The sequence below is a fragment of the Janthinobacterium sp. SUN118 genome (assembly GCF_030397695.1).
Taxonomy (GTDB): domain Bacteria; phylum Pseudomonadota; class Gammaproteobacteria; order Burkholderiales; family Burkholderiaceae_D; genus Janthinobacterium.
Window position 1 is genome coordinate 240,999 of sequence record NZ_JAPUBV010000001.1, and the last position, 23,303, is coordinate 264,301.

A 23,303-nucleotide genomic window follows, 5' to 3' on the forward strand; every position below is an offset into this window, starting at 1 on the left:
ATCATGACGCCTATTCTGCAATTGCTGCGCAATCTCGTCACCCTGCGCTGGATAACGGGAAAAAATGCGGGCCGCAACGTCGTCATCGCCGTGCCGTCGCTGTTCCTGGCGGCCGCCTTCCTCGTGCCTTTCCTGATCGTGCTGCGCATCAGCCTGTCGGACATGGAAACGGCGGGCAGCCCGTTCGGCGGCCTGCTGTCGTACGTCGACGGCATCGTCGTGCTGAAGGTCAAAATCGCCAACTACCTGTTCATCGCCGCCGACGAACTGTATCTGCTGACCTACCTCAGCTCCCTCAAATACGCGGCGATCACCACCGCCATCTGCCTCGTCATCGGCTACCCGTTCGCCTACTTCATGGCGCGCGCCAGGCCGTCGATACGCCCCGTGCTGATGATGCTGGTGATGCTGCCGTTCTGGACCTCGTTCCTGCTGCGCGTGTATGCGTGGAAGGGCATCCTGGCCAACCACGGCCTGCTCAACGACCTGCTGATCGCGCTGGGCGTGGTGAACGAACCGCTGCACATGATGAACACCTCGTTCTCGCTGGTCGTCGGCATGGTGTACGCCTATCTGCCCTTCATGATTTTGCCGCTGTACGCCAACCTGGTCAAAATGGACATGCGTTACCTGGAAGCGGCGGCCGACCTGGGCGCCACGCCCCTGCAGGCGTTCTGGCGCATCACCGTGCCCCTGTCGAAGTCGGGCATCATCGCCGGCGCCATGCTGGTCTTCATCCCGTCCGTCGGCGAATATGTGATTCCCGAGCTGCTGGGCGGCCCGGAAACCCTGATGATAGGCCGCGTGCTGTGGGATGAATATTTCACCAATAACGACTGGGCCATGGCCTCGTCGGTGACGGTGCTGGTGATCCTGCTGATCCTCGTGCCGATGGCGATTTTTAACAAGTACAAGATGGACCAGGACGCGGGGAAACAAGCATGAGCACAGGTAACAATGCGCACTCTTTCCTGCAGCGCTGGTTCGGCCGCGGCTGGCTCTCGCTGGGCTACCTGTTCCTCTACCTGCCCATCATCGTGCTGATCGTCTTCTCGTTCAACAGCTCGCGCCAGGACATGGTGTGGAGCGGTTTCTCGCTGCGCTGGTACAGTGAGCTGATGAGCGATACGGAGATCATCTCGGGTTTCGGCCTGTCCCTGAAGATCGCCTTCATGTCGGCTACCTCGTCTGTGATCCTCGGCACGTTTGCCGCCTTTGCCCTGACCAGCTACCAGCGCTTCCGCGGCCGCACCGTGTTTTCGGCCATGGTCAGCGCGCCGCTCGTGATGCCGGAAGTGATCATCGGCCTGTCCCTGCTGCTGATGCTGGTGTCCATGCAAAAGGTCTTCGGTTTTCCCGAGCGGGGCGTGCTGACCATCTGGCTCGGTCATACCTTGCTGGGCATGGCGTATGCGGCCGTGGTGGTGCAGTCGCGCCTGCAGGAGATGAGCAAGTCGCTGGCCGAGGCGGCGATGGACCTGGGCTGCCGCGCGCACCAGGTCTTCTTCCTCGTGACCCTGCCGAACATCACGCAGGCGCTGGCCTCGGCCTGGCTGCTGACATTTACCCTCTCGCTCGACGACGTCGTGCTGTCCGCCTTTTTGTCCGGCCCCGGTTCGACGACCATGCCGCTGGTGATTTTCTCGCGCGCGCGGCTGGGCCTCGACCCGCGCGTGAATGCGGTTGCCGCGCTGACCATCCTGGCCGTGTCGATCGCCGTGATCGTGTATGCCGTGATGCTGGCGCGCGCCGACCGCAGGCGCCGCAAGCAACTGTCCGCGGCCTATACGCCAGACTAGGAGTAAGCTGGCGTTTTCACCTTGCAGGAGACGACCATGACGGAAAACACCAGCTGGCATGCACGGGCAGCAGCGCTCACGATCGATGGCCGCGCCATCATCAACGGCGAACGGGCCTGGGCCAGGTCCGGCCAGACCTTCGACAATCTGTCGCCCATCGACGGGCGCCTGCTGGGGCAGGTGGCCCGCTGCGATGGCGCGGACGTGGACGCGGCCGTGCTGGCCGCCCGCGCCGCTTTTGACGACCGCCGCTGGGCGGGAAAATCGCCGGCGCAGCGCAAGCGCGTATTGATCAAGTTCGCCGACCTGGTGCAGCAGCACGGTCCCGAACTGGCCCTACTGGAAACCCTGGACATGGGCAAGCCGATCAAATACAGCCAGAGCGTGGACGTGGGCGCCACGGCCAACTGCCTGCGCTGGTATGGCGAGGCGATCGACAAGGTCTACGATGAAATCGCGCCCACGCCGGCCAACAGCCTGGCCCTGATCACGCGCGAGCCGGTGGGCGTCGTCGCCGCCATCGTGCCGTGGAATTACCCGATGATCATGGCCGCCTGGAAGATCGCGCCTGCGCTGGCGGCAGGCAACAGCGTCATCCTGAAGCCGTCGGAAAAATCGCCGCTGACGGCCCTGCGCCTGGCCGACCTCGCGCTGCTGGCGGGGCTCCCGCCGGGCGTGTTCAACGTGCTGCCCGGCTACGGCAACGAGGCCGGCGCCGCGCTGGCGCTGCACATGGATGTCGATTGCATCGGCTTTACGGGCTCCACGCGCACGGGCAAGCTGATCGTGCAGATGGCGGGCCAGTCGAACCTGAAACGGGCCTGGACGGAACTGGGCGGCAAGTCCGCCAACATCGTCTGCGCCGATTGTCCCGATCTGGACAAGGCCGTGGCGGCCGCCGTCGGTTCCATCTTTTTCAACCAGGGCGAAAGCTGCAACGCGCCCTCGCGATTGTTCGTGGAAGAGTCGATCAAGGACGAGTTCCTGGCCAAGGCGCTGGCCATGCTGCCGCGCTTCCAGCCGGGCGATCCGCTCGACGAAGCCACGGTCATGGGCGCCATCGTCGACGCCACGCAGATGCACACCGTCATGGGCTATATCGCGGCGGGCAAGAACGAGGGCGCGACACTGCTCGGCGGCGGCGCCGCCGTGCGCGCGGAGACGGGCGGCTACTACGTGCAGCCGACCGTGTTCGGCGACGTGGATGCCGGCATGACGATCGCGCGCGAAGAAATCTTCGGTCCCGTGCTGTCCGTGCTGGGCTTTACGGATATCGCCGAAGCGGTGAAACAGGCGAATGCCACGCCGTATGGCTTGCAGGCGGCCGTGTGGACGTCGGACATCAGCAAGGCCATCCAGACGGCACGCGCCCTGCGCGCCGGCACCGTGCACGTCAACCAGTACGATGGCGACGACATCACCGTGCCGTTCGGCGGCTACAAGCAGTCGGGCAATGGGCGCGACAAGTCGCTGCACGCGCTGGACAAGTACACGGAACTGAAGACGACGTGGATACAGGTGGGGTAGTGGCGAGAGTTTGAGCTGGTGGCGGTGTCGGCTTACGCTGCGCTAACCCGACCTACGATGCCGACAGGTCGTAGGTCGGCCTGGCGCGCAGCGCGCAGGCCGACAAACACACTACATCAGAAGCAGTGTTCCAGCGCCGGGAAGCTGCCATCCTTGACGGCCTTGACGTAGCCGGTGACGGCGTCGTCGATGCTGGCAGCGCCTTCCATGAAGTTGCGCACGAAGCGCGCCTTGCGGCCTGGGAACACGCCCAGCATGTCGTGCATGACGAGTACCTGGCCCGAACAGTCGGGACCTGCGCCGATGCCGATGGTCGGTATCGTCAGCATGTCGGTGACTTCCTTGCCCAGCTGCGACGGCATCGCTTCCATCAGCACGATGGCGGCGCCCGCGTTTTGCAGCACCAGCGCGTCGTTCTTCAGTTCTGCCGCGCTTTCCGTGCTCTTGCCCTGCACTTTATAACCACCGAGCTGGTGCACCGATTGCGGCGTCAGGCCGATGTGCGCGCAGATGGGGATGCCGCGTTCGGTGAGGAACTTCACGATCTCGGCCAGCCAGGCGCCGCCTTCGATCTTGATCATGTGCGCGCCAGCCTGCATCAGGATGACGGCGTTGGCATAGGCCGTTTCGGGCGTGCCGTAGGCGCCGAAGGGCAGGTCGGACATGATCATGGCCGACTTGCTGCCGCGCGCCACGGAAGCCGTGTGGTAGGCCAGTTCGGCCACGGTGACGGGCAGGGTGGAGTTGTGGCCGTTGCAGACCATGCCGAGCGAATCGCCGATCAGCAGGATCTCCACGCCGCAGCGATCCATCAGGGACGCGAAGCTGGCGTCATAGCAGGTCAGCATGGTGATCTTTTCGCCGGCGGCGCGCAGCGTGGCCAGGGTGTGGATGGTCACGGCCTTGTTGGCGACAGGCTTGGATGGCGCCGGCGCTGGTGTGGCGGCCTTGTCTTTTGCGGCCAGATCTGTTCCTTGCAAATAAGCGGACATAGGTATTCTCTAGAGTGAAAGGGGTACGACGCCGCTAGTGTAGTACTTTATGCGGGGCGCTGCAGGAGCGGCATTGTAGAGGATGGAGACGGCTCTGGTCAGAGCTGGCTGATGGCCTGGTCGGCCACAGCCACCAGGTAGTCCTGGGCCGGTCCCAGGCCAGGCACGACGATGGCAGGCGCCAGGGCCAGCAGCGGCACCAGCACGAAGGCGCGTTCCGTCAGGCGTGGATGCGGCACCGTCAGCGTGGCGCTGGCGATCCGTTCGTCGCCGTACAGCAGCAAGTCCAGGTCCAGGGTGCGCGGGGCGTTGCGGTAGGGGCGCTCGCGCCCGTGCGCCGCCTCGATGGCGTGCAGGGCCTGCAGCAGCGCTTCGGCCGGCAGGGTGGTCGCGATGCGCGCCACGGCATTGATGTAGTCATCGCCGCTCGAGTCGATGGGCGCCGTGCGGTAGCTGGCCGAGGCGTCGAGCAGGCTGGCGCCGGACAGGCGCGCCAGGCGCGCAAGCGCGTCCTGCACGTTGGCGCGCGCGTCACCGAGGTTGGCGCCGATGCCGATGTAAGCGGTTACTGTCTGCATGACCGCGTTTACTCGCCGCTGGTGCTGCCGGTGGTCGAGCCGCCTGTGCCCGTCTTGCTGCGCGTGCTGCGGCGTGGCGGGCGCTTCTTCTTGACGGCGCCCGGCGCCGCATTCGCGCTGACGAGCAGCGCTTCGCGCGTCTCCTCGTCGCCTTCGTAGAATGCGGTCCACCATTCGCCGATGTCCATGTCGATCTCGCCCGAGGCGCAGCGCAGCAGCAGGAAGTCGTAGCCGGCGCGGAAGCGCAGGTGCTCGAGCAGCTTGTACGGCGCCTTGCCGACGCGGCGCTCGAAGCGCGGCTGCATCGACCAGATGTCGCGCATGTCCGAGCCGATCTTGCGCTGCAGGGCCAGTTTTTCCGTCTGCGAATCGAGCACGTCGTCGGCCGCCAGGTGCAGCGCGGGAATGGTCGATTCGCCGGCGGCGCGGTAGGCCGTCCATTTTTCCAGCACCTGGTGCCACAGCAGCGAGGCAAACAGGAAGCCTGGCGAGACGGTCTTGCCGGCGGCGATGCGGGCGTCGGTGGCGTCCAGCGCCAGGGTGACGAATTTCGCGCCCAGCGGCTGCTCCAGCACCACGTCGAGCAGCGGCAGCAGGCCGTGATGCAAGCCTTCCTTGCGCAGCTGCTGCAAACAGGCCAGCGCGTGGCCGCTCATCAGCAGTTTCAGCATCTCGTCGAACACGCGCGGCGCGGGCACGTTGTTGATCAGCGGGGCCATGACGGGAATCGGCGCGGCGGTGGCCGGCTCGATGGTGAATTTCAGCTTGGCGGCGAAGCGCACCACGCGCAGCATGCGCACCGGGTCTTCGCGGTAGCGTTCTTCCGGCTTGCCGATCATGCGCAGGGTCTTGGCGCGGATGTCTTCCACGCCGCCATGGTAGTCCAGCACTTCCTGCGTGGCCGGGTTGTAGTACATGGCGTTGATGGTGAAGTCGCGGCGCAGCGCATCTTCGTGCTGCAGGCCGAAGGTGTTGTCGCGCAGGACGCGGCCATGTTCATCCTTGGGCGCGGAATCGGCGCCGGCGCCGCGGAAGGTCGTCACTTCCAGCAAATCCTGGCCGAACATCACGTGCACGATCTGGAAGCGCTTGCCGATGATGAAGGCGCGGCGGAACAATCGCTTGACCTGTTCCGGCGTGGCGTTGGTGGCGATGTCGAAGTCTTTCGGTTTGACGCCCAGCAGCAGGTCGCGCACGGCGCCGCCGACGACGAAGGCTTCGAAGCCCGCTTCCTGCAGGCTGCTGGTGACGCGGATGGCATTCGACGACACCAGTTTCGGGTCGATTCCGTGTTGCGCGGGACCGAGCACGATGGGGGCCGTGGTGTCGCGCGCTGCCTCTTTTTTAACGCCGAGGATCTTGCGGATGAATTTTTTAATCATTGAATAAGTGGAGTGATGGCCAGCCGTGGAGGGATGCGTGTGCGCTCAAGGCAGCATTGGGATTGGTCGCGACAGGGTGGGTAACGACCGACAGCAAGGGAATGTCGTTGTGCGAATCGCTGTAGAAATAGCTGCGCTCGAACTGTCCCAGTTCCTTGCCCATCTTTTCCAGCCAGGCGTGGGTGTGGGTCAGCTTGCCGGCGCCGAGGGTGGGCGTGCCCAGCAGCTTGCCCGTGACATTGCCTTCGGCGTCATATTCGGGCATGGCGGCCAGCAGGTGCTCGACGCCCAGCGCTTCGGCGATGGGTTTGGTGATGAAATGGTTGGTGGCCGTGACGATGGCCAGCAGGTCGCCCGCGTCCTGGTGCTGCTTGAGCAGGGCCACGACTTCCGGGCGGATGGCCGGCATGACCACTTCGGCCATGAATTGCCGGTGCAGCGCCTCGAGGCGATCGCGCGGGAATTGCGCCAGGGTGCCCAGGGAAAATTCCAGGTATTCCACCGGGTCGAGGGTGCCGGCCTGGTATTGCGCGAAGAATTCGTCGTTGCGTCGGGTGAATTCGGCGGCGTCCACGGCACCGATGCGTACCAGGAACTCGCCCCACTCGTGATCCGAGTCGATGGGCAGCAGGGTGTGGTCGAGGTCAAACAGGGCCAGATTCATCATTCTTTCGCTTCCGCCTGCAACAACTCGCGCAACAATGGCAAGGTGATCGGACGTTGGGTTTCAAGGGAGTATAGGTCGAGAGAGTCCAGCATCGTCGACAGCGAACGCATGTCGCGCCGGAAATGGGACAGCAGATAGGGTAACACGCCCGGCGACAAGGTCAAGCCGCGGGTGCTGGCCGCCTGGGTCAGGGCGGCGATTTTTTCATCGTCCGTCAAGCCGTGGATCTGATAGATCAGGCCCCAGCCCATGCGCGTGCGCAAGTCTTCGCGCACGGGCAGCACGGCGGGCGGCACGGCGCCGCTGCACACCATATAGGCCTTGTTGGCGCGGATTTCATTGAACAGGGCAAAGGCGTCGATCTGCGCCAGCGGCGAGAGTTTTTCACAGTCGTCGAGCAGGTACAAATCCACGTCAGGCGAATACACGAATTCGGACTCGATCGAGAACGGCGAAATATAGCGCGCGCGCTCGGTGCTGGCCAGGGCCTTGAGCAGATGGCTCTTGCCGGCGGCCAGTTCGCCCCACAGGTAGGCAAAATGTTCGCGCGACGTGCGCGCGGCGAACTGGCGCATCAGCTGCGCCACTTCGGCATTTTGTCCCACCTCGAAGGTATCGAGGCTGTGCGCCTGGTCTGTGCCTAAATCGAGCACCAGTTGTTTCATGGCGTACGCCTTGTCCTGTTTTTCATTACTGCATGTGCATCGTGGTATTGCTAGGTTGATATAATATCCGCTTTTATTATGTATTATAGAAGCTGCTGGACAGGTAGTGGCGCCGAAGATGCTTAAAAGCGACCATCAGCACGGCAGAAGCGGGTAAAGCGAGCAAAACGCCGACGAAACCAAATAATTGCCCAAACGCCAACAGGGCGAAAATTACGGCCAGCGGATTCAAGCCGATGCGCTCGCCCACCAGGCGCGGCGTGAGGAAAAAGCCTTCGATGACCTGGCCGCAGCCGTAGATGACGGCCACGGCGATCACGCCGCTCCAGTCGGCAAACTGCAGCAGGGCGGCGATCAGCGCCAGCGCCAGCCCCAGGCCGAAGCCCAGGTAGGGGATGAAGACCAGCAAGCCCGTGATGATGCCTACAGGCAATGCGACCTCGAAGCCGGCGATGGCCAGCGCGGCCGAGTAATACGTGGCCAGCACCAGCATCACCAGCAGCTGGCCGCGCAGGTATTGCGCCAGCAGGGTGTCGACTTCCTGCGCCATGCCCACCGTGCGGCCGACCCAGCGGCGCGGCACGGCGCCGGCGATGCGCGCCAGCATCGGATGCCAGTCCAGCAACAGGTAGAACAAGACTACGGGGATCAGCACGACGGTGGCCAGCCAGCCCAGCACGGCCGTGCCGCCGATGCGTGCCGACGCCAGCACGGTGCTCCAGATTTCATCGCCGCTGGTGGCCATCTGCTGGCTCAGCATGCGCTTGATGCCCGTGCCGTCCAGGCGCACGCGGATGCCCAGGTCGCGCAGCTTCGGCGCGAGGAACTCGTTGGCCTTGCTGAGAAACTGCGGTATCTGCGCCTGCAGCAACGGGATTTCCTTTTGCAGCACGGGCACGACGATCAGCACCAGCGCCGTGATCGCGAGGAAAAACAACACTACGACGACCAGCACCGCCAGCGGCCGGGGCAGGTAAAAACGCTTGTAATGCAGGCGCTGCAGGCGGTCCACGCCCGGATTGAGCACGTAGGCGAGGATGGCGGCGGCCAGGAAGGGCGTCAGGATGGGGCCCAGGCTGACCAGCAACAGCAGAAATGCCAGCCAGACCGCGATCCAAAATGCTGTTTGCTTCTGTTCTGCGGTGATGGGAAATGGCATGTGGTTTGTGCTGTTGCGTTAAAAAAAGGCAGTTAATTACGAAATTGCGGGGGCAGTTTGATAAAATAGCGTATTGATCGACCGAATTCACCGGCTGGCCGCCTGCCGCACGATGTTGAAAAACATGCTTGCGCGCGCGTGCCGGCGGGTATCCGCCTTCTATTTTACCGCCTCCGCTGCCACCACACCATGAACCAGACTTCTAATGTTTCCCTTTCCTACCGTGACGCTGGCGTCGATATCGACGCAGGCGACGCTTTAGTCGAAGCAATCAAGCCGTTTGCCAAGCGCACCCTGCGCGAAGGCGTGATGGGCGGCCTGGGCGGTTTTGGCGCCATGTTTGAAATCAGCAAGAAGTACAAGGAACCGGTCCTGGTCTCGGGCACCGACGGCGTCGGCACTAAATTGCGCCTGGCGTTCGAACTGAACCGCCACGACACGGTCGGCATCGACCTGGTCGCCATGAGCGTCAACGATATCCTGGTGCAAGGCGCCGAGCCGCTGTTCTTCCTCGACTACTTCGCTTGCGGCAAGCTGGACGTGGCCATTGCCACCGACGTCATCAAGGGCATCGCCCAGGGTTGCGAACAAGCGGGCTGCGCACTGATCGGCGGCGAAACGGCGGAAATGCCGAGCATGTACCCGGCCGGCGAATACGATCTGGCAGGTTTCGCCGTCGGCGCCGTGGAAAAATCGAAAATCATCGACGGCACCAAGATCGCCCCGGGCGACGTGGTGCTGGGCCTGGCGTCGTCGGGCGTGCACTCGAACGGTTACTCGCTGGTGCGCAAGATCATCGAAGTGGCGAAACCGGACCTGGAAGGCGATTTCCACGGCCGCAAGCTGGCCGACGTGCTGATGCAGCCGACGCGCATCTACGTCAAGCCGCTGCTGGCCCTGATGGATGCCATGGAAGTCAAAGGCATGGTGCACATCACCGGTGGCGGCCTGGTGGAAAACATCCCGCGCGTGCTGCAGCCTGGCCTGGTCGCCGAACTCGATTCGAAGGCATGGACCATGCCGCCGCTGTTCACGTGGCTGCAACAGCATGGCGGCGTGGCTGACGCCGAGATGCACCGCGTCTTCAACTGCGGCATCGGCATGACCGTCATCGTCTCGCAGGAAAACGCGGACGCCGCCATCGCCCAATTGCAGGCGGCCGGCGAAACCGTCTCGCGCATCGGCACCATCCGTGCCCGCGTGGGTGACGAGCACCAGACGATCGTCATCTAAGTTTTCGCTTGGATAAAAAAGCAGGCCTCTTTCGAGAGCCTGCTTTTTTTACGCCTGTCGCCAGCTTACCTTGCGTGCGCCGGCTTCATGCCCCCTTCCGGCTGCGCGCCGCCCTTGCCGATCATGGCCACGCTGACGGCCGAGACGAGGGAGGCGAACAGGATGTAGCCGACGATGTGCCACGGCTCGCCATTGCCCGTCTTCAGCAGATAGGTGGCGATGATGGGCGTCAGGCCGCTGGCGAAGATGCCGGAGAACTGGTAGACGAAGGAGATGCCCGTGTAGCGCACCCTGGCGTCGAACAGGTCGCAGAACAGCGCCGCTTCCGGGCCGTACACGGCCGAATACAGCACGCCGAGCGGGATGATCACGGAGCACCACAGCAGCAGCGGATTGTCGGCGTGGTTGAGCATGATCCAGAAGGCGGGAATCGACGACACGCCCGTGATCAATGAACCCCAGAAAAACACCTTGCTGCGGCCGATGCGGTCCGACAGCCGGCCGAAGAAGGGGATGCAGAAGCACATCACGACGGCCGACGCCATCACGCCCATCAGCGCCTCCGTGCGGGCGATCTTGATGGTGTTGGTGAGATACGTGATGGAAAACACGCCGAAGATATTGAAGAAGACGCCGTCGATGTAGCGCGCGCCCATGCCCTTCAAGACGTTGCCCGGATAGCGTTTCAGCAGGTCGAAAAACGGAATCTGCGTTTCCGCGTTCTTCTCCTTGACGGCCTGGAATTCCGGCGTTTCCATCACGTTCAGGCGTATCCACATGCCGATGAAGACGAGGGCGGCCGACAGGATGAAAGCGACGCGCCAGCCCCAGGACAAAAATTGCGCATCCGTCAGGCTGTACGACAGGATCGCCACAACGCCGGAAGCGAGGCACAGTCCGATGGCCAGGCCGATCTGCGGCAGGCTGGCATAGAAGCCGCGCTCCTTCGGCGGCGCATATTCATACGCCATCAGCACGGCGCCGCCCCATTCGCCACCGAGGCCGATGCCCTGCAGCACGCGCAGGAACAGCAGCAGGGCGGGCGCCCAGTAACCGATGTGGTCATAGGTCGGCAGCACGCCGATCAGGAAGGTGGAGATACCCATGATCATCAGGGTCATCACCAGCATGCTCTTGCGGCCGATCTTGTCGCCGAAGTGGCCGAAGATCACGCCGCCGATGGGGCGCGACAGGAAGCCCACGGCGAAGGTGCCGTAGGCCAGCATGGTCGAGACGAGCGGATCGCCGCCCGGGAAATACAGCTTGCTGAACACGATGCCGGCGACGACGCCGTACAGGAAGAAGTCATACCATTCGATGGTGGCGCCGATCACGCTGGCCATCACGACTTTCCGTAGCTCTTTGGCCTTTTTCGGATTGTTGTCCATATATCTAGTCTCCAATCGATATCGATTATGTGTTTTTTTTGGATGGTTGGGGTGCAGCCGCCGCGCTGCTGGCGCGGCGGCTGGTCAAACAGGGGCGGGCCGGTCTGCCCGCCGCTGGCATCCTCCTCGGGTAGGGGGGAATCGGGTGCGAGTGGATCGGGCGTCCGCTATGCCGCCTGCGGCAGGCGCACGGCATCCGCCAGGATCATGTCGGCGGCTTTTTCGGCGATCATGATGGTGGGCGCATTCGTATTGCCCGAGACGATTTCCGGCATGATCGAGGCGTCGACCACGCGCAAGCCCTGCATGCCGTGCACGCGCAGGCGGTCATCGACGACCGCCATGGCGTCGTGGCCCATCTTGCAGGTGCCGCTCGGGTGGTAGATCGACTGGCTGAAGCGGCGCGCCGCATCCAGCAGCTGCGCGTCCGTCTCGAATTGCGGGCCGGGCACGAACTCGGAAATGATGTGCGGCGCCAGCGACGGCGCCCCGGCGATGCGGCGCGCCACGCGCAGGGCGGCAATCGCCGTCTGCTGGTCGCGCGGGTCGGACAGGTAATTCGGGTAGATGCCCGGATAGGCGAGGGGATCGGCGGACTTGATCGACACGTGGCCGCGGCTGTGCGGTCGCAGCTGGCACACGGACGAGGTGAACGCGGAAAACGGATGCGCGCCTTCGCCCGGCTTGTCGGCGCTCAGCGGCTGCATGTGGAACTGGATGTCGGGCCGCTCCACCTCGGGCGAGGACTTGGTAAACACCGTCACCTGGCTGGCCGCCAGGGTCAATGGCCCCGAGCGGGAAAACACATACTGCATGCCCACCCACAGCTTGCCCCACAGGCTGTTGACTTCATCGTTCAGGGTTTTCAACCGGGTCTTGAAGACGAGGCGGATTTGCAGGTGGTCTTGCAGGTTCTGTCCCACGCCGGGCAAGTCGTGCACGAGCGGCACGCCGACTTCCTCGAGCAGGGCGCGGGGACCGACGCCCGAGCATTGCAGGATTTGCGGCGAACCGATGGCGCCCGCGCATAAAATCACTTCGCCGCCGGCGCGCGCCTGGCGCAGCTGGCCATCCTGCCGGTATTCGATGCCGACGGCGCGCCTGCCTTCGAACAGCACGCGCGTGATTTGCGCGCGCACTTCCACGCGCAGGTTGGCGCGCTTGCGGGCCGGCCGTAAAAAGGCTTTCGCCGTGCTCCAGCGCAGTCCATTGCTGGCCGTCTGCTGGAAGTAGCCGACGCCTTCCTGCGTGGCGCCGTTGTAATCGGCATTGAAGGGGATGCCGCTTTCCGTGGCGCCGGCGATGAAGTGTTCGGCGATGGGACGGCGCAGGCGCAGGTCCGACACTTTCAAGGGGCCGCCGACGCCGTGGTAGTCGCTGGCGCCGCGTTCCTGGTCTTCCGATTTCTTAAAGTAGGGCAGCACCTCGGCATAGCTCCAGCCGGCGTTGCCCAGTTCGGCCCAGCGGTCGTAATCTTCCTTCTGGCCCCGTACATACAGCAAGCCGTTGAGCGAGCTGGAGCCGCCCAGTACCTTGCCGCGCGGCCATTGCAACTGGCGCCCGGCGATGCCGGCGTCCGCTTCCGTGCGGTAGCACCAGTCCAGCCTGGGATCGTGCATGGTCTTGAAATAGCCGACCGGCACGTGTATCCAGGGATTGTTGTCCTTGCCGCCCGCTTCCAGCAGCAATACCTGGTTGCCGCTGTCGTGCGACAGGCGGTTGGCCAGCACGCAGCCGGCCGAACCGGCGCCGACGACGATGTAATCGTAGTGTGTTTGCGACATGATGCTTGTCTCCTGCGTTGCGGTATCTGGCTGCCTCGGCGGGCGTTTTTTGCGATACACTGGTCTTTATTGATTATTTCTGGAACATCTGGTTCCATTTATAAAAGACGCGCAACACCGAGACAAGCGGAAACACCCGCATACGCGAGAGGTGAAACAGAACATGCATGATGCGTTTCAAAAACGGTCGGCCGAGACCGAAGACGCTGGCCAGGCGGGCGCTGCCGCCGCCAGCCATGGCGACGAGGCGCGCGGCTTGCGCGTGCTGCGCCTGATCGAGCACCTGGCCAGCGCCAGCCAGCCACTGACCCTGTCGCAGCTGGCCACGCGCATGCAGGTGCCCAAGGCCAGCATGATGCGCCTGCTCGATACGCTGGAACAGCACGGCTACGTGCTGCGCACGCCCGTGGGACGCGGCTATGTGCCGGGCGCCGCCTCGACCAACCTGGCACTGGCCACCCTGCGCAACAATGCCCTGATCCGTGTCAGCCGCAGCATCCTGGGCAGCCTGGTGGCGGCCACGGGCGAGACGTGCAACCTCGCCATTCCAGAAGGCAATGCCATCGTGTATGTGGACAGGGTGGAAACGCAGGAACCGCTGCGCCTGCACCTGGTGCTCGGTACGCGCGCGCCCATGCATTGCACGGCCAGCGGCAAGCTGTTCCTGGCGCACATGTCCTTGCTGGAGCGGCGCGAGCTGCTGGCCATGCTGCGGCTGGAAGCGCGCACGCCAAAGAGCATCACGGATCCCGCGCTGCTCGAGCGCGAGATCGTGCGCATCGCCCGCCTGGGCATCGGCATCGACGACGAGGAATTCGTGCACGGCATGGTGGCCGTGGCCGTGCCCATCTGCGCTGCCGACGGGCGCATCGTGGCGGCCGTCGCCTGCCACGCGCCCGTGGCGAGAAAGTCCGTGGAACAGTTGATGCAGCACGTGCCGCAGCTCAAGGAGGCCGCCGTCAAGCTGCGGCCGCTATTGCTGGCGGAAAGCCACTAAGGCTTCAAGACTTTCGCTACTTTGGCGGCGCGCAGGCGGAAGGCGTCCGGCATGCCGGAACCGAGCAGCGGACGCAGGTAGAGCCTGAAAGCATCGGTCACGTCCGTGCCGCTGGCGCTGATGAACTCGTCTTCCATGGTGCGCGTCTTGCCCGCCACGTCCGACAGGGGCAGCAATGCATAGTCGACGGAATAGAAGCCCGTGCGCTTGATGGCGACGGAACCGTCGCGCTCGCCCCACATGGCGAACTGCACGGCCTTTTCGCCCACTTCGCGCGCCTCGCGCTGGTCGACGTCGGAAACGCAGCCGATGAAGGAGCGCTGCAAATAGCCGAAGGTGTCGCCGCGCACGCGCTTGATGCCGAGCTTGGACTTGATCTCGTCGCACAGCAGGTCGGCCAGCGCGCCCGTGCCCGACAATTGCACATTGCCGTGCGCATCGCGCTCGACCTCGTTGCCCACCTGTTTGGCCAGCAGGCTGGCGATCGGCTCGCCCGAGGCATCGTGGATGCCTTCGGAGACGGCGATCACGCAGCGCCCGTACTTGGCATACGCGGCCTTCACGTCGGCGAGGAAGTTTTCCAGCACGAAGACGCGCTCGGGCAGGTAGATCAGGTGCGGGCCATCGTCGGGGAACTTCTTGCCCAGCGCCGAGGCGGCTGTCAGGAAGCCCGCGTGGCGGCCCATCACCACGCCCACGTAGACGCCAGGCAGGGCGGCGTTGTCGAGGTTGGCGCCGGCGAACGCCTGCGCGACGAAGCGCGCGGCCGAAGGAAAGCCGGGCGTGTGGTCGCTGCCCACCAGGTCGTTGTCGATGGTCTTGGGAATGTGGATGCAGCGCAGCGGGTAGCCGGCCTTGTGCGCTTCCTCGCTGACGATGCGCACCGTGTCGGACGAGTCGTTGCCGCCGATGTAAAAGAAGTGTTCGATCTCGTGCGCGCGCAGCACTTCGAAGATTTGCTGGCAGTAGGCGATGTCGGGCTTGTCGCGCGTGGAGCCGAGGGCGGACGAGGGCGTGGCGGCCACCAGTTCCAGGTTATGGCTGGTTTCTTGCGTCAGATCAACAAACTCTTCATTGACGATGCCGCGCACCCCGTGCAGCGCCCCATACACGCGCGTGACGTGCTGGAAGCGCCGCGATTCGAGCACCACGCCCACCAGTGACTGGTTGATGACGGCGGTGGGGCCGCCCCCTTGGGCGACAAGAATTTTTCCAGACGGCATGGGATTTCCTCGTAAGTGGAACGGCCCTCCAGCCTACTCCTTTTTTGCGGCTGTGCCGTCTTTTCCCATAAGTCTGTTGAGACATTGTTTTGCATCCCCCAGCCCTCGGTGCATTGTTATTCCGGCGCGCGGATATGCTCGACCAGTCCCGTGCTGCGGCGTCCCGGCGCCGGCGTCAGCCAGCTGACGAGGATGGCGGCGGCCAGGCCGGCCGGCACGCCGAAGATGCCGGCGGAAATCGGTGCGATATGCAGCCATTGCCCGGCTGCACTGCCGCCCAGCATGGCGCTCGTGTGCAGCATGTAATACAGGCACACGCCGAAGCCTGCCAGCATGCCGGCCAGCGCACCCTGGTAAGTGGTGCGTTTCCAGAACACGCCCAGCACGAGGGGCGGGAACAGGGTCGAGGCGGCCAGCGAGAAGGCCACGCCCACCAGCGACAGGATGTCGGCCGGTTTTTGCGAGGCCGCGTAGGCGGCGATGAAGGCCACGGCCAGCAGCAGCAGTTTCGAGATCGTCACGCGCTTCTGCGTCGATGCGGTGGGATCGACCACCTTGTAATAGATGTCGTGCGAGAGGGCGTTGGAGATGGCCAGCAGCAAGCCGTCCGCCGTCGACAGGGCGGCGGCCAGGCCGCCCGCCGCCACCAGGCCGGATATCACGTAGGGCAGGCCGGCGATCTCGGGCGTGGCCAGCACCAGCACGTCGGCGTCGATGGAAATTTCCGCCAGCTGCACGATGCCGTCGCGGTTGACGTCGACGATGCTGATCAGGGGGCTGAGCTTGTCCACGTTGGCCCAGTACGATACCCATGTGGGCAGGTTCGCGTATTGCGTGCCCACCAGCGCCGAGTAAATGTCGTACTTGACCAGCACGGCCAGCGCAGGAATCGTGAGATAGATCAACAAGATGAAGAACAGGGTCCAGAACACGGAGACGCGCGTTTCGTGCACGGAGGGCGTGGTGTACGATCGCATCAGGATATGGGGCAGGGCGGCCGTGCCCAGCATCATGCAAAACACGAGGGCGAGGAAATTGTTGCGCTTGATGTCGGATTGCGCGCGGTCCGGCGCGGGAAACGGCAGCGCGTGCGGCGTGATGGGCTCGGCGCGCTTCTGGTTGTGCGCTTGCGCCGTTTGCCACAGCGCGCGCGCTTCATCGGGACTTTTCGGATAGGCGATCAGGCTGCGTTCCGCGTTGCGGATATCGAACAGTGAGGCATTGCGCTGGCGCAAATTGTCGAGCTGGCGCTGGGCGGCCAGGTGGCCTTGTTCCCAGGAACCGGGCAAGCCGTCGATGCGCGCCTGGTAGCTGATGGCGCGCTGGCGGAAGATGGCGCGCACCTCGTTTTCCTTCGGATCGGCCTCCAGCACGTGCTCGCGCGCGCTCAGTTGTGGCAGCACCTTGCCATACGCGATCTGCGGCACGGGATTGTCCGCATGCTTGACGGACAGCCACATGGCGGGAATCAGAAAGGCGACGAGGATGATGATGTATTGCGCCACCTGCGTCCAGGTGATGGCGCGCATGCCGCCGAGAAAGGAGCACACGAGTATGCTGGCCAGGCCCAGGAAGATGCCGACGGAAAAATCCACGCCCGTGAAGCGCGAGGCGATCAGGCCGACGGCGTAGATTTGCGCCACCACATACGTAAACGACACGATGATGGTGGCGGCCACGGCCACCACGCGCACGGCGGCGCCACGCCCGTCCGCGCCGCTGCCGTAGCGGGCAGCGAGGAAATCGGGGATCGTGTACTGGCCGAACTTGCGCAGGTAGGGCGCGATCAGCAGCGCTACCAGGCAATAGCCGCCCGTCCAGCCCATGATGAAGGCCAGGCCGTCGAAGCCATTCAGGTACAGGCCGCCCGCCAGGCTGATGAAGCTGGCGGCCGAGATCCAGTCGGCGGCCGTCGCCATGCCGTTGAACATGGCCGGCACCCTGCGCCCCGCCACATAGTATTCCGTGACGTTCGAGGTGCGGCTGATGACGCCGATGGTGGCATACAGGCTGATGGTGGCGAACATGAACAGGTAGCCGATCCAGACGCGCGGCATGCCTTCCTGCTCCAGCACCGTCAGGGCCAGCAGGAAGGCGGCGAAGCCGCCGGCAAACAGCAGGTAGTAGTGGCACAGCCGGCCAAAGAAGGTACGCTGGCCGCTCATGTTTGCTCGCTGGCATGGAAGGCCCGGTCCAGGCGGCGCATGCGCCAGGCATACACGGCGATGATGGCCAGGTACACGAGCGAAGCGCCCTGGGCCGCCATATAGAAGGGCAGCGGCCAGCCGAACAGATTCAGATGCAGCAGTTCGCGCGCATAAAACACGGTCAGAAAGCCTGTCAGCAGCCAGATGAGCAGCAAGACGGCCGTCAGGCGCCGCGTCCTGAGCCAGTGCGCATCGAGGCGCTGCTGCAACTCGGGACTGGGCGCGCGCGACGGCCGCGCCGGCGCGGCAGGGGGAACCGGCTTATCCATATGTGATGTCATCCTCTTCGGGCGCTTCCGGCAGCAGCAGGGCTATGCATAGGCGCAACAGCGTGCCCGGCAGCTTGGGCGACTGCGCACGCGGATTATTGAAAATGTCGACTTCGGCGCCGTGCTGCTGGGCGATTTCGCGCACGATGGCCAGGCCCAGGCCACTGCCGTCGGCATTGCTGCCGAGAATGCGATAAAAGCGTTCGAACACGTGCGCCCGCTCGGCTGGCGGAATGCCGGGGCCCGTATCCTCCACTTCCAGGATGGCCAGCTCGAGGGTGCTGCGCACGCGCACCGTGACGCTGCCGCCGGCAGGCGTGTAGCGCAGGGCGTTGTCGATCAGGTTGCTCAGCAGTTCGCGCAGCATGATGGCATTGCCGGAAATTATGATCGGGTACGCTGCCTGCTCGAAGCCCAGGTCGATATGCTGGGCAAACGAGGCTTGCACCCAGTCCTGCACCACGCCGCGCGCCAGTTCGCTCAGTTCGATCGGTTCAAACGCCGTGCCCGCCTGCGGCTGGTTTTCCGCGCGCGCCAGGGCCAGCAGCTGGTTCACCAGCCGCGTGGCCGCCTCCGAACTTTTGGCCAGCTGCAACAGCGAGCGGTGGATCTCGTCGTGGTCGGTCTGGCGCAAGGCCAGCTCGGATTGCATGCGCATGCCGGCCAGCGGCGTCTTCATCTGGTGCGCCGCGTCGGCGATGAAGCGCTTCTGCATGTCGATCGACAGCGACAGACGCGCCAGCATGTCGTTGAGCGAACCGACCAGTGGCGTGATTTCCTCGGGCACCTGGCCCGATTCGATCGGCGACAAATCGTCCGGCGGCCGCGCGCGTATGCGTTCCTGCAACTGCGCCAGCGGCGACAGGCCGCGCGCCAGGGCAAACCAGACCAGGGCCAGGATCACGGGCAGGATGATGAACTGCGGCAAGATCACGCCCTTGATGATTTCATTTGCCAGCTGCGCCCGCTTTTCCAGGGTTTCGGCCACTTGCACCAGGGCGCGGCGCGGTTCGTCGTCGGTGCTGGCCGGCATGTCGAGATAGCTGAAGGCCACGCGCACGGGCGTGCCATGGATGGTGTCATTGCGAAACAGCACGGTGCCGCTGCGGTATTTGTCGGGGTCCTGCGGCGGCGGCAAGTCGCGGTCGCCGTCGAGGTATTCGCCGCGCTCGCCCAGTACCAGGTAATACAGGGTGTCGACATCGTCGCCGCGCAGGAAGTCGCGGCCCGTGTTGCTGGCGTTCTTGTCCGGCTGGCGGCGCAGCATGGCGCCATCGGCCTGCTTGACCTGCTGCGTCAGCACGGTGACGCTGTCTTCCAGTGCATGGTCGAACGGTTGATTCGCGATGCTCTTGGCCACCAGATAGGTGATGGCGATGCTCATCGGCCACAGCAGCAGCAGGGGCGCCAGCATCCAGTCGAGGATTTCGCCGAACAGCGAATGCTCGATGGTGTCATCCTGTTCCGTGGTGGGCGGCTCGAACCAGTCGTCGTCCGCCGCCTCGTCCGCGGGCGCCTCGCGGGCCTTCACTTGGTGGCGGGACCGCTGGCAGGGGCGGCCGCCTCGCCCGCTTCGGCTTGCAGGCGCGCCGCTTCCGAATATTTTTCCAGGCAATAGCCGAGGCCGCGCACGGTGGCGATGCGCACGCCGCCCACCTCGATCTTCTTGCGCAGCCGGTGCACATACACTTCGATGGCGTTGTTCGACACCTCTTCTCCCCATTCGCACAGGTGGTCGACCAGCTGCTCTTTGGAAACGAGACGGCCCGTGCGGCCCAGCAGGATTTCCAGCAAGCCCAGTTCGCGCGCCGACAGGTCGAGCATCTGGTCGTTGATGTAGGCGCTGCGTCCCACCTGGTCATAGCTGAGCGGACCGTGCTTGATGATGGTGGCGCCGCCGCCCGCGCCGCGCCGGGTCAGGGCGCGCACTCTTGCCTCCAGTTCCGACAGGGCGAACGGCTTGGCCATATAATCGTCGGCGCCCAGGTCGAGGCCGTTCACACGTTGCTCGATCGAATCGGCGGCCGTCAGGATCAGCACGGGCAGCAGCGAAGCGCGCGCGCGCAGGCGGCGCAGCACTTCCAGTCCCGACATCTTCGGCAAGCCGAGGTCGAGGATCAGCAAGTCGAATTCCTGGGTGGACAGGGCCGTATCGGCTTCCTGTCCGTTCTTCACGTAGTCGATGGCATAGCCGGACTGGCGCAGCGAACGGGTCAGCCCGTCAGCCAGCACGCTGTCATCTTCGGCAAGTAAAATACGCATGGTCAGGCTTCCTCGGCTTGCGACGGTAGAAGCTTGTATTGTGTTTCATTTTCCGCAAGGTGGCGAGTTTTTGTGAAAAACAAGGCTTGTATTGATCTGTTTCAAAACAAATCCACGTTCCGCTTGCATTGATCACTGTTTTTTTATACAGTAGTGTCTGTAACGAATTTAACCCACGCGCTCACCCAGGCTGAAAGAACATATGGACGATAAAAAAGCTGTAGTACCCGCATCGGAAAAAGCCAAGGCGCTCGCCGCCGCACTGGCGCAGATCGAGAAGCAGTTTGGCAAAGGTTCGGTCATGCGCATGGATGCCAGCGCACCGATCGAAGAAGTGCAAGTCGTGTCGACCGGTTCGCTCGGCCTGGATATCGCGCTGGGCGTCGGCGGCTTGCCGCGCGGCCGCGTGGTGGAAATCTACGGTCCGGAATCGTCGGGTAAAACCACCTTGACCCTGCAAACCATTGCAGAAATGCAAAAACTGGGCGGCACCTGCGCCTTTATCGATGCCGAGCACGCGCTTGACGTCGGCTATGCGCAAAAACTGGGTGTAAATCTGCATGAATTGCTGATCTCGCAACCGGACACGGGCGAGCAGGCGCTGGAAATCTGCGACGCCCTCGTGCGCTCGGGCAGCGTCGACCTGGTGGTCATCGACTCCGTGGCCGCACTGACGCCACGCGCCGAGATCGAAGGCGACATGGGCGATTCCCTGCCGGGCCTGCAAGCGCGTCTGATGTCGCAAGCGCTGCGTAAATTGACCGGTTCCATCAACCGCACGAACACCCTGGTCATCTTCATCAACCAGATCCGCATGAAGATCGGTGTGATGTTCGGCAGCCCGGAAACGACCACCGGCGGCAATGCGTTGAAATTCTACGCTTCCGTGCGCCTGGACATCCGCCGTACCGGCTCGATCAAGTCCGGCGATGAAGTGATCGGCAACGAAACCAAGGTCAAGGTCGTCAAGAACAAGATCGCGCCGCCATTCAAGGAAGCGCACTTCGACATCCTGTACGGCGCCGGCACCTCGCGCGAAGGCGAAATCCTCGACCTGGGCTCGGATGCCAAGATCGTGGAAAAATCCGGTTCGTGGTACAGCTATAACGGCGAACGCATCGGCCAGGGCAAGGACAACGCCCGCGCCTTCCTGCAAGAGCGTCCGGCACTGGCACGCGAGATCGAAAACAAGGTCCGCGCTTCGCTGGGCGTGCGTGAACTGCCGCCGCTGGCCGCTGAAAAGCCGGAAAAAGCGGATAAAGTCGCCGACAAGGCGGCCAAGGCTGCGGAAGCGAAAGCGGCCGAGTAAACAGGCAACTTAGCAGGCAACTCAGCAGGCAATTTAGCCGGCAACTCAGCAGGAAAATTGGCTGGCAGGCCAGTTGCTGCGGCAGGGGCCGCTTCCGGGCTGGTCCTGCCGCGGCAGGATGGCGGCCCCTTGCGCCGCAGCTTGCCGGGCAAAAGATCTACAATGAATGCCGCCTCGCGCCCGTGCGCCAGGCGGCATTTGTATTTTGGCGGTATGTTTGACGATATATCTGTGGTGTTGATGTGATGGACGATAGGGTGGAATGATGGCAGCGGTACAGTTGAGCCTGAAGGGCAGGGCGCTACGCTTCCTGTCGATGCGTGAACACAGCCGCATGGAATTGCGGCGCAAGCTGCAGCGCCATGCGCAGGAAGGCGACGATGTGGAAGCCTTGCTCGACAGCCTGGAGCAGGCCAACTGGCTGTCGCAGGAACGTTTTTCCGAATCGCTGATCCATCGCCGCTCGGCGCGCTTTGGCAACAGCCGCATCATGGCCGAGCTGCAAAGCCATGGCATCGGCGGCGAGGCGCTGCAAGAGCTCAAGGCCGGGCTGGCCGAAGGCGAGGTGGCGCGTGCCTGCGAGGTGTGGCGCCGCAAGTTTGGTGTAGTGGCGCAGGATGCCGAGCAGCGCAGCAAGCAGATGCGCTTCCTGATGCAGCGCGGTTTTTCCCAGCGCGCCGTGCAGGTGGCCTTGAAAGGCCTGGAGCCCGAGGACGACTAGCCGAACCGGCGTGGTTCGCACGGTACGCGCACCGCACCTTGCTGCGTCGCCACCCCGCTCCGGGCCGCTGCTCGTATGCTGGCCGGCGGGCCGGTCTCGGCTGTGTTCCATCTGCAACAGTCACGGTCCTGTCCGTGCCGGCGCTGGCGGGCCGGTGCCGCCGCGTATCATTATCTTCCTGCTAATGCCGTTTGCCTTGCTCATCCGCTGGTCGGATGGCGGCGTATTGTTGCACTGCGCATCGTTCGTCGGGCCAGCCCAGCCGCCTGCCGGGGCGATGGGCCAGTTTGGCGCGGCGCATGGCGAGATCGGGCCATATCTATCATCACCATGCGTGATAACAGCGTCAATTTCCATGTGAATTCTTTATGCTTTGAAATGTTTTTATCAAAGCAATGAAAAATTATGTTGCGGCGCAACCGGCGTCCAGTGTGCTACACTTTTAGGGTTTTTGCGGCGCCGCAGGTGCGGTTGCTGTTCGTAGAAGCTGCGAACGGCGTGCTTTATGCACATGGCTGCTTACTAAATTTTGGCCGCGCAAGCGGCATCGGTCTTATGCCCCTGTCAACTCCCGTATCCCGGCGCGCCCTACGGCACTCCCGCGTTATCGACGTCCAAGCGTATCTGCGCGACGACGGCCTGTGGGATATTGACGCCCGTATCACCGATATCAAAAGCTATGACGCGACCCTGGCCTCCGGCCCCCGTCCCGCCGGCGCTCCCCTGCATGACCTCCATTTACGCATTACCGTCGATCGCGAACTGACCATTGTCGAGGCCGAAGCTGCCTCCGATGCCGTGCCGTATCCCGGTTTTTGCGATACCATCGGCCCCGCCTACAGGGCGCTGATCGGTCTGAATCTATTGAAGAATTTCCGCCGCGACTTGAAACAGCGCCTGGCGGGAATCGCCGGCTGTACCCATTTGACCGAACTGGCGCAAGTCTTGCCGACTGCAACGGTTCAGGCATTTGCCGGCGATGTCTGGTCGACCCGTGACGGTGCGAATGCTGACTTGTCGCATGAAAAGCCGTTTCAACTCGACAAATGCCACGCCCTGCGCACCGATGGCGGGGCAGTTGCACAGTATTACCCGCGCTGGGTAGCCAAGGCGTGACCCCGGCGCTCTGTTTTTCCTGTTT

Annotated in this window: 21 protein-coding genes; 8 read left to right on the forward strand and 13 right to left on the reverse strand. The window is 63.7% G+C overall.

Annotation, left to right across the window (positions count from 1 at the left end):
* The first annotated feature begins 3 nt into the window (after positions 1-3).
* The 3 genes from O0880_RS01155 to O0880_RS01165 are packed head-to-tail and all read left to right on the forward strand — an operon-like array spanning position 4 to position 3,326.
* Positions 4-945, forward strand: a complete 942-nt coding sequence (locus O0880_RS01155) for an ABC transporter permease subunit (RefSeq protein ID WP_289884619.1) — start codon at positions 4-6, stop codon at positions 943-945.
* On the forward strand, positions 942-1,799 hold the full coding sequence (locus O0880_RS01160) for an ABC transporter permease subunit (RefSeq protein ID WP_071321823.1): 858 nt from the start codon (positions 942-944) through the stop codon (positions 1,797-1,799). The genes O0880_RS01155 and O0880_RS01160 overlap by 4 nt, the downstream gene beginning before the upstream one ends.
* A 36-nt stretch (positions 1,800-1,835) precedes the next feature.
* Positions 1,836-3,326: an aldehyde dehydrogenase gene (locus tag O0880_RS01165; RefSeq protein WP_289884620.1), complete on the forward strand. Its 1,491-nt coding sequence runs from the start codon at positions 1,836-1,838 to the stop codon at positions 3,324-3,326.
* 116 nt (positions 3,327-3,442) lie between these two features.
* Here the strand turns inward: O0880_RS01165 and panB are convergent, their stop codons facing one another.
* From panB to O0880_RS01195, 6 genes are all read right to left on the reverse strand, one after another.
* Complete coding sequence (gene panB, locus O0880_RS01170; protein ID WP_198043854.1) at positions 3,443-4,318, reverse strand: 3-methyl-2-oxobutanoate hydroxymethyltransferase; 876 nt, start codon at positions 4,316-4,318, stop codon at positions 3,443-3,445.
* 98 nt (positions 4,319-4,416) lie between these two features.
* A complete protein-coding gene (folK, locus tag O0880_RS01175) occupies positions 4,417-4,896 on the reverse strand; it encodes a 2-amino-4-hydroxy-6-hydroxymethyldihydropteridine diphosphokinase (RefSeq protein WP_071321825.1) in 480 nt (159 codons plus the stop codon).
* 8 nt (positions 4,897-4,904) lie between these two features.
* Positions 4,905-6,278, reverse strand: coding sequence for a polynucleotide adenylyltransferase PcnB (gene pcnB, locus O0880_RS01180; protein WP_289884621.1), 1,374 nt, complete (start codon positions 6,276-6,278; stop codon positions 4,905-4,907).
* Positions 6,271-6,942, reverse strand: coding sequence for an HAD family hydrolase (locus O0880_RS01185; protein ID WP_071326180.1), 672 nt, complete (start codon positions 6,940-6,942; stop codon positions 6,271-6,273). Before O0880_RS01185 ends, pcnB begins: the two co-directional genes overlap by 8 nt.
* The gene (hda, locus tag O0880_RS01190) at positions 6,942-7,610 is read right to left on the reverse strand and encodes a DnaA regulatory inactivator Hda (protein WP_071321827.1); all 669 of its coding nucleotides are present in this window, start codon (positions 7,608-7,610) and stop codon (positions 6,942-6,944) included. The genes O0880_RS01185 and hda overlap by 1 nt, the downstream gene beginning before the upstream one ends.
* Before the next feature lie 76 nt (positions 7,611-7,686).
* A complete protein-coding gene (locus tag O0880_RS01195; RefSeq protein ID WP_071321828.1) occupies positions 7,687-8,769 on the reverse strand; it encodes an AI-2E family transporter in 1,083 nt (360 codons plus the stop codon).
* Positions 8,770-8,958: 189 nt separating this feature from the next.
* On the opposite strand from O0880_RS01195, the gene purM reads away from it, so the two are divergent.
* Positions 8,959-10,002, forward strand: coding sequence for a phosphoribosylformylglycinamidine cyclo-ligase (gene purM, locus O0880_RS01200; protein WP_034788683.1), 1,044 nt, complete (start codon positions 8,959-8,961; stop codon positions 10,000-10,002).
* A 65-nt stretch (positions 10,003-10,067) separates the two neighbouring features.
* Here the strand turns inward: purM and O0880_RS01205 are convergent, their stop codons facing one another.
* Together O0880_RS01205 and O0880_RS01210 are read right to left on the reverse strand one after the other, a co-directional pair.
* Entirely contained in the window at positions 10,068-11,390 is a 1,323-nt protein-coding gene (locus O0880_RS01205) for an MFS transporter (protein WP_071321829.1), read from the reverse strand.
* A 167-nt stretch (positions 11,391-11,557) separates the two neighbouring features.
* The gene (locus O0880_RS01210; RefSeq protein ID WP_289884624.1) at positions 11,558-13,174 is read right to left on the reverse strand and encodes a choline dehydrogenase; all 1,617 of its coding nucleotides are present in this window, start codon (positions 13,172-13,174) and stop codon (positions 11,558-11,560) included.
* Positions 13,175-13,337: 163 nt separating this feature from the next.
* Between O0880_RS01210 and O0880_RS01215 the strand changes: the two genes are divergently transcribed.
* Positions 13,338-14,171, forward strand: coding sequence for an IclR family transcriptional regulator (locus O0880_RS01215; RefSeq protein ID WP_083411584.1), 834 nt, complete (start codon positions 13,338-13,340; stop codon positions 14,169-14,171).
* On the opposite strand, the gene O0880_RS01220 is transcribed toward O0880_RS01215, so the two are convergent.
* The 5 genes from O0880_RS01220 to O0880_RS01240 form a co-directional block, all read right to left on the reverse strand.
* Positions 14,168-15,394, reverse strand: a complete 1,227-nt coding sequence (locus tag O0880_RS01220) for a 6-phosphofructokinase (protein ID WP_071321831.1) — start codon at positions 15,392-15,394, stop codon at positions 14,168-14,170. The two genes, O0880_RS01215 and O0880_RS01220, sit on opposite strands and share 4 nt — an antisense overlap.
* A 116-nt stretch (positions 15,395-15,510) precedes the next feature.
* Positions 15,511-17,559, reverse strand: a complete 2,049-nt coding sequence (locus O0880_RS01225; protein WP_289884629.1) for a sodium:solute symporter family protein — start codon at positions 17,557-17,559, stop codon at positions 15,511-15,513.
* Positions 17,556-17,870: a DUF4212 domain-containing protein gene (locus O0880_RS01230; RefSeq protein WP_289884631.1), complete on the reverse strand. Its 315-nt coding sequence runs from the start codon at positions 17,868-17,870 to the stop codon at positions 17,556-17,558. Before O0880_RS01230 ends, O0880_RS01225 begins: the two co-directional genes overlap by 4 nt.
* Positions 17,863-19,401: a sensor histidine kinase gene (locus O0880_RS01235; protein ID WP_289884633.1), complete on the reverse strand. Its 1,539-nt coding sequence runs from the start codon at positions 19,399-19,401 to the stop codon at positions 17,863-17,865. Before O0880_RS01235 ends, O0880_RS01230 begins: the two co-directional genes overlap by 8 nt.
* On the reverse strand, positions 19,398-20,132 hold the full coding sequence (locus tag O0880_RS01240) for a response regulator transcription factor (RefSeq protein WP_071321835.1): 735 nt from the start codon (positions 20,130-20,132) through the stop codon (positions 19,398-19,400). Before O0880_RS01240 ends, O0880_RS01235 begins: the two co-directional genes overlap by 4 nt.
* 202 nt (positions 20,133-20,334) lie before the next feature.
* Between O0880_RS01240 and recA the strand changes: the two genes are divergently transcribed.
* The 3 genes from recA (at position 20,335) to O0880_RS01255 (ending at position 23,278) form a co-directional block, all read left to right on the forward strand.
* A complete protein-coding gene (gene recA / locus O0880_RS01245) occupies positions 20,335-21,441 on the forward strand; it encodes a recombinase RecA (protein ID WP_289884635.1) in 1,107 nt (368 codons plus the stop codon).
* Positions 21,442-21,706: 265 nt separating this feature from the next.
* Entirely contained in the window at positions 21,707-22,162 is a 456-nt protein-coding gene (gene recX / locus O0880_RS01250) for a recombination regulator RecX (protein ID WP_071321837.1), read from the forward strand.
* A 405-nt stretch (positions 22,163-22,567) separates the two neighbouring features.
* Positions 22,568-23,278: a DUF2889 domain-containing protein gene (locus O0880_RS01255; RefSeq protein WP_354669876.1), complete on the forward strand. Its 711-nt coding sequence runs from the start codon at positions 22,568-22,570 to the stop codon at positions 23,276-23,278.
* Positions 23,279-23,303: the final 25 nt, after the last annotated feature.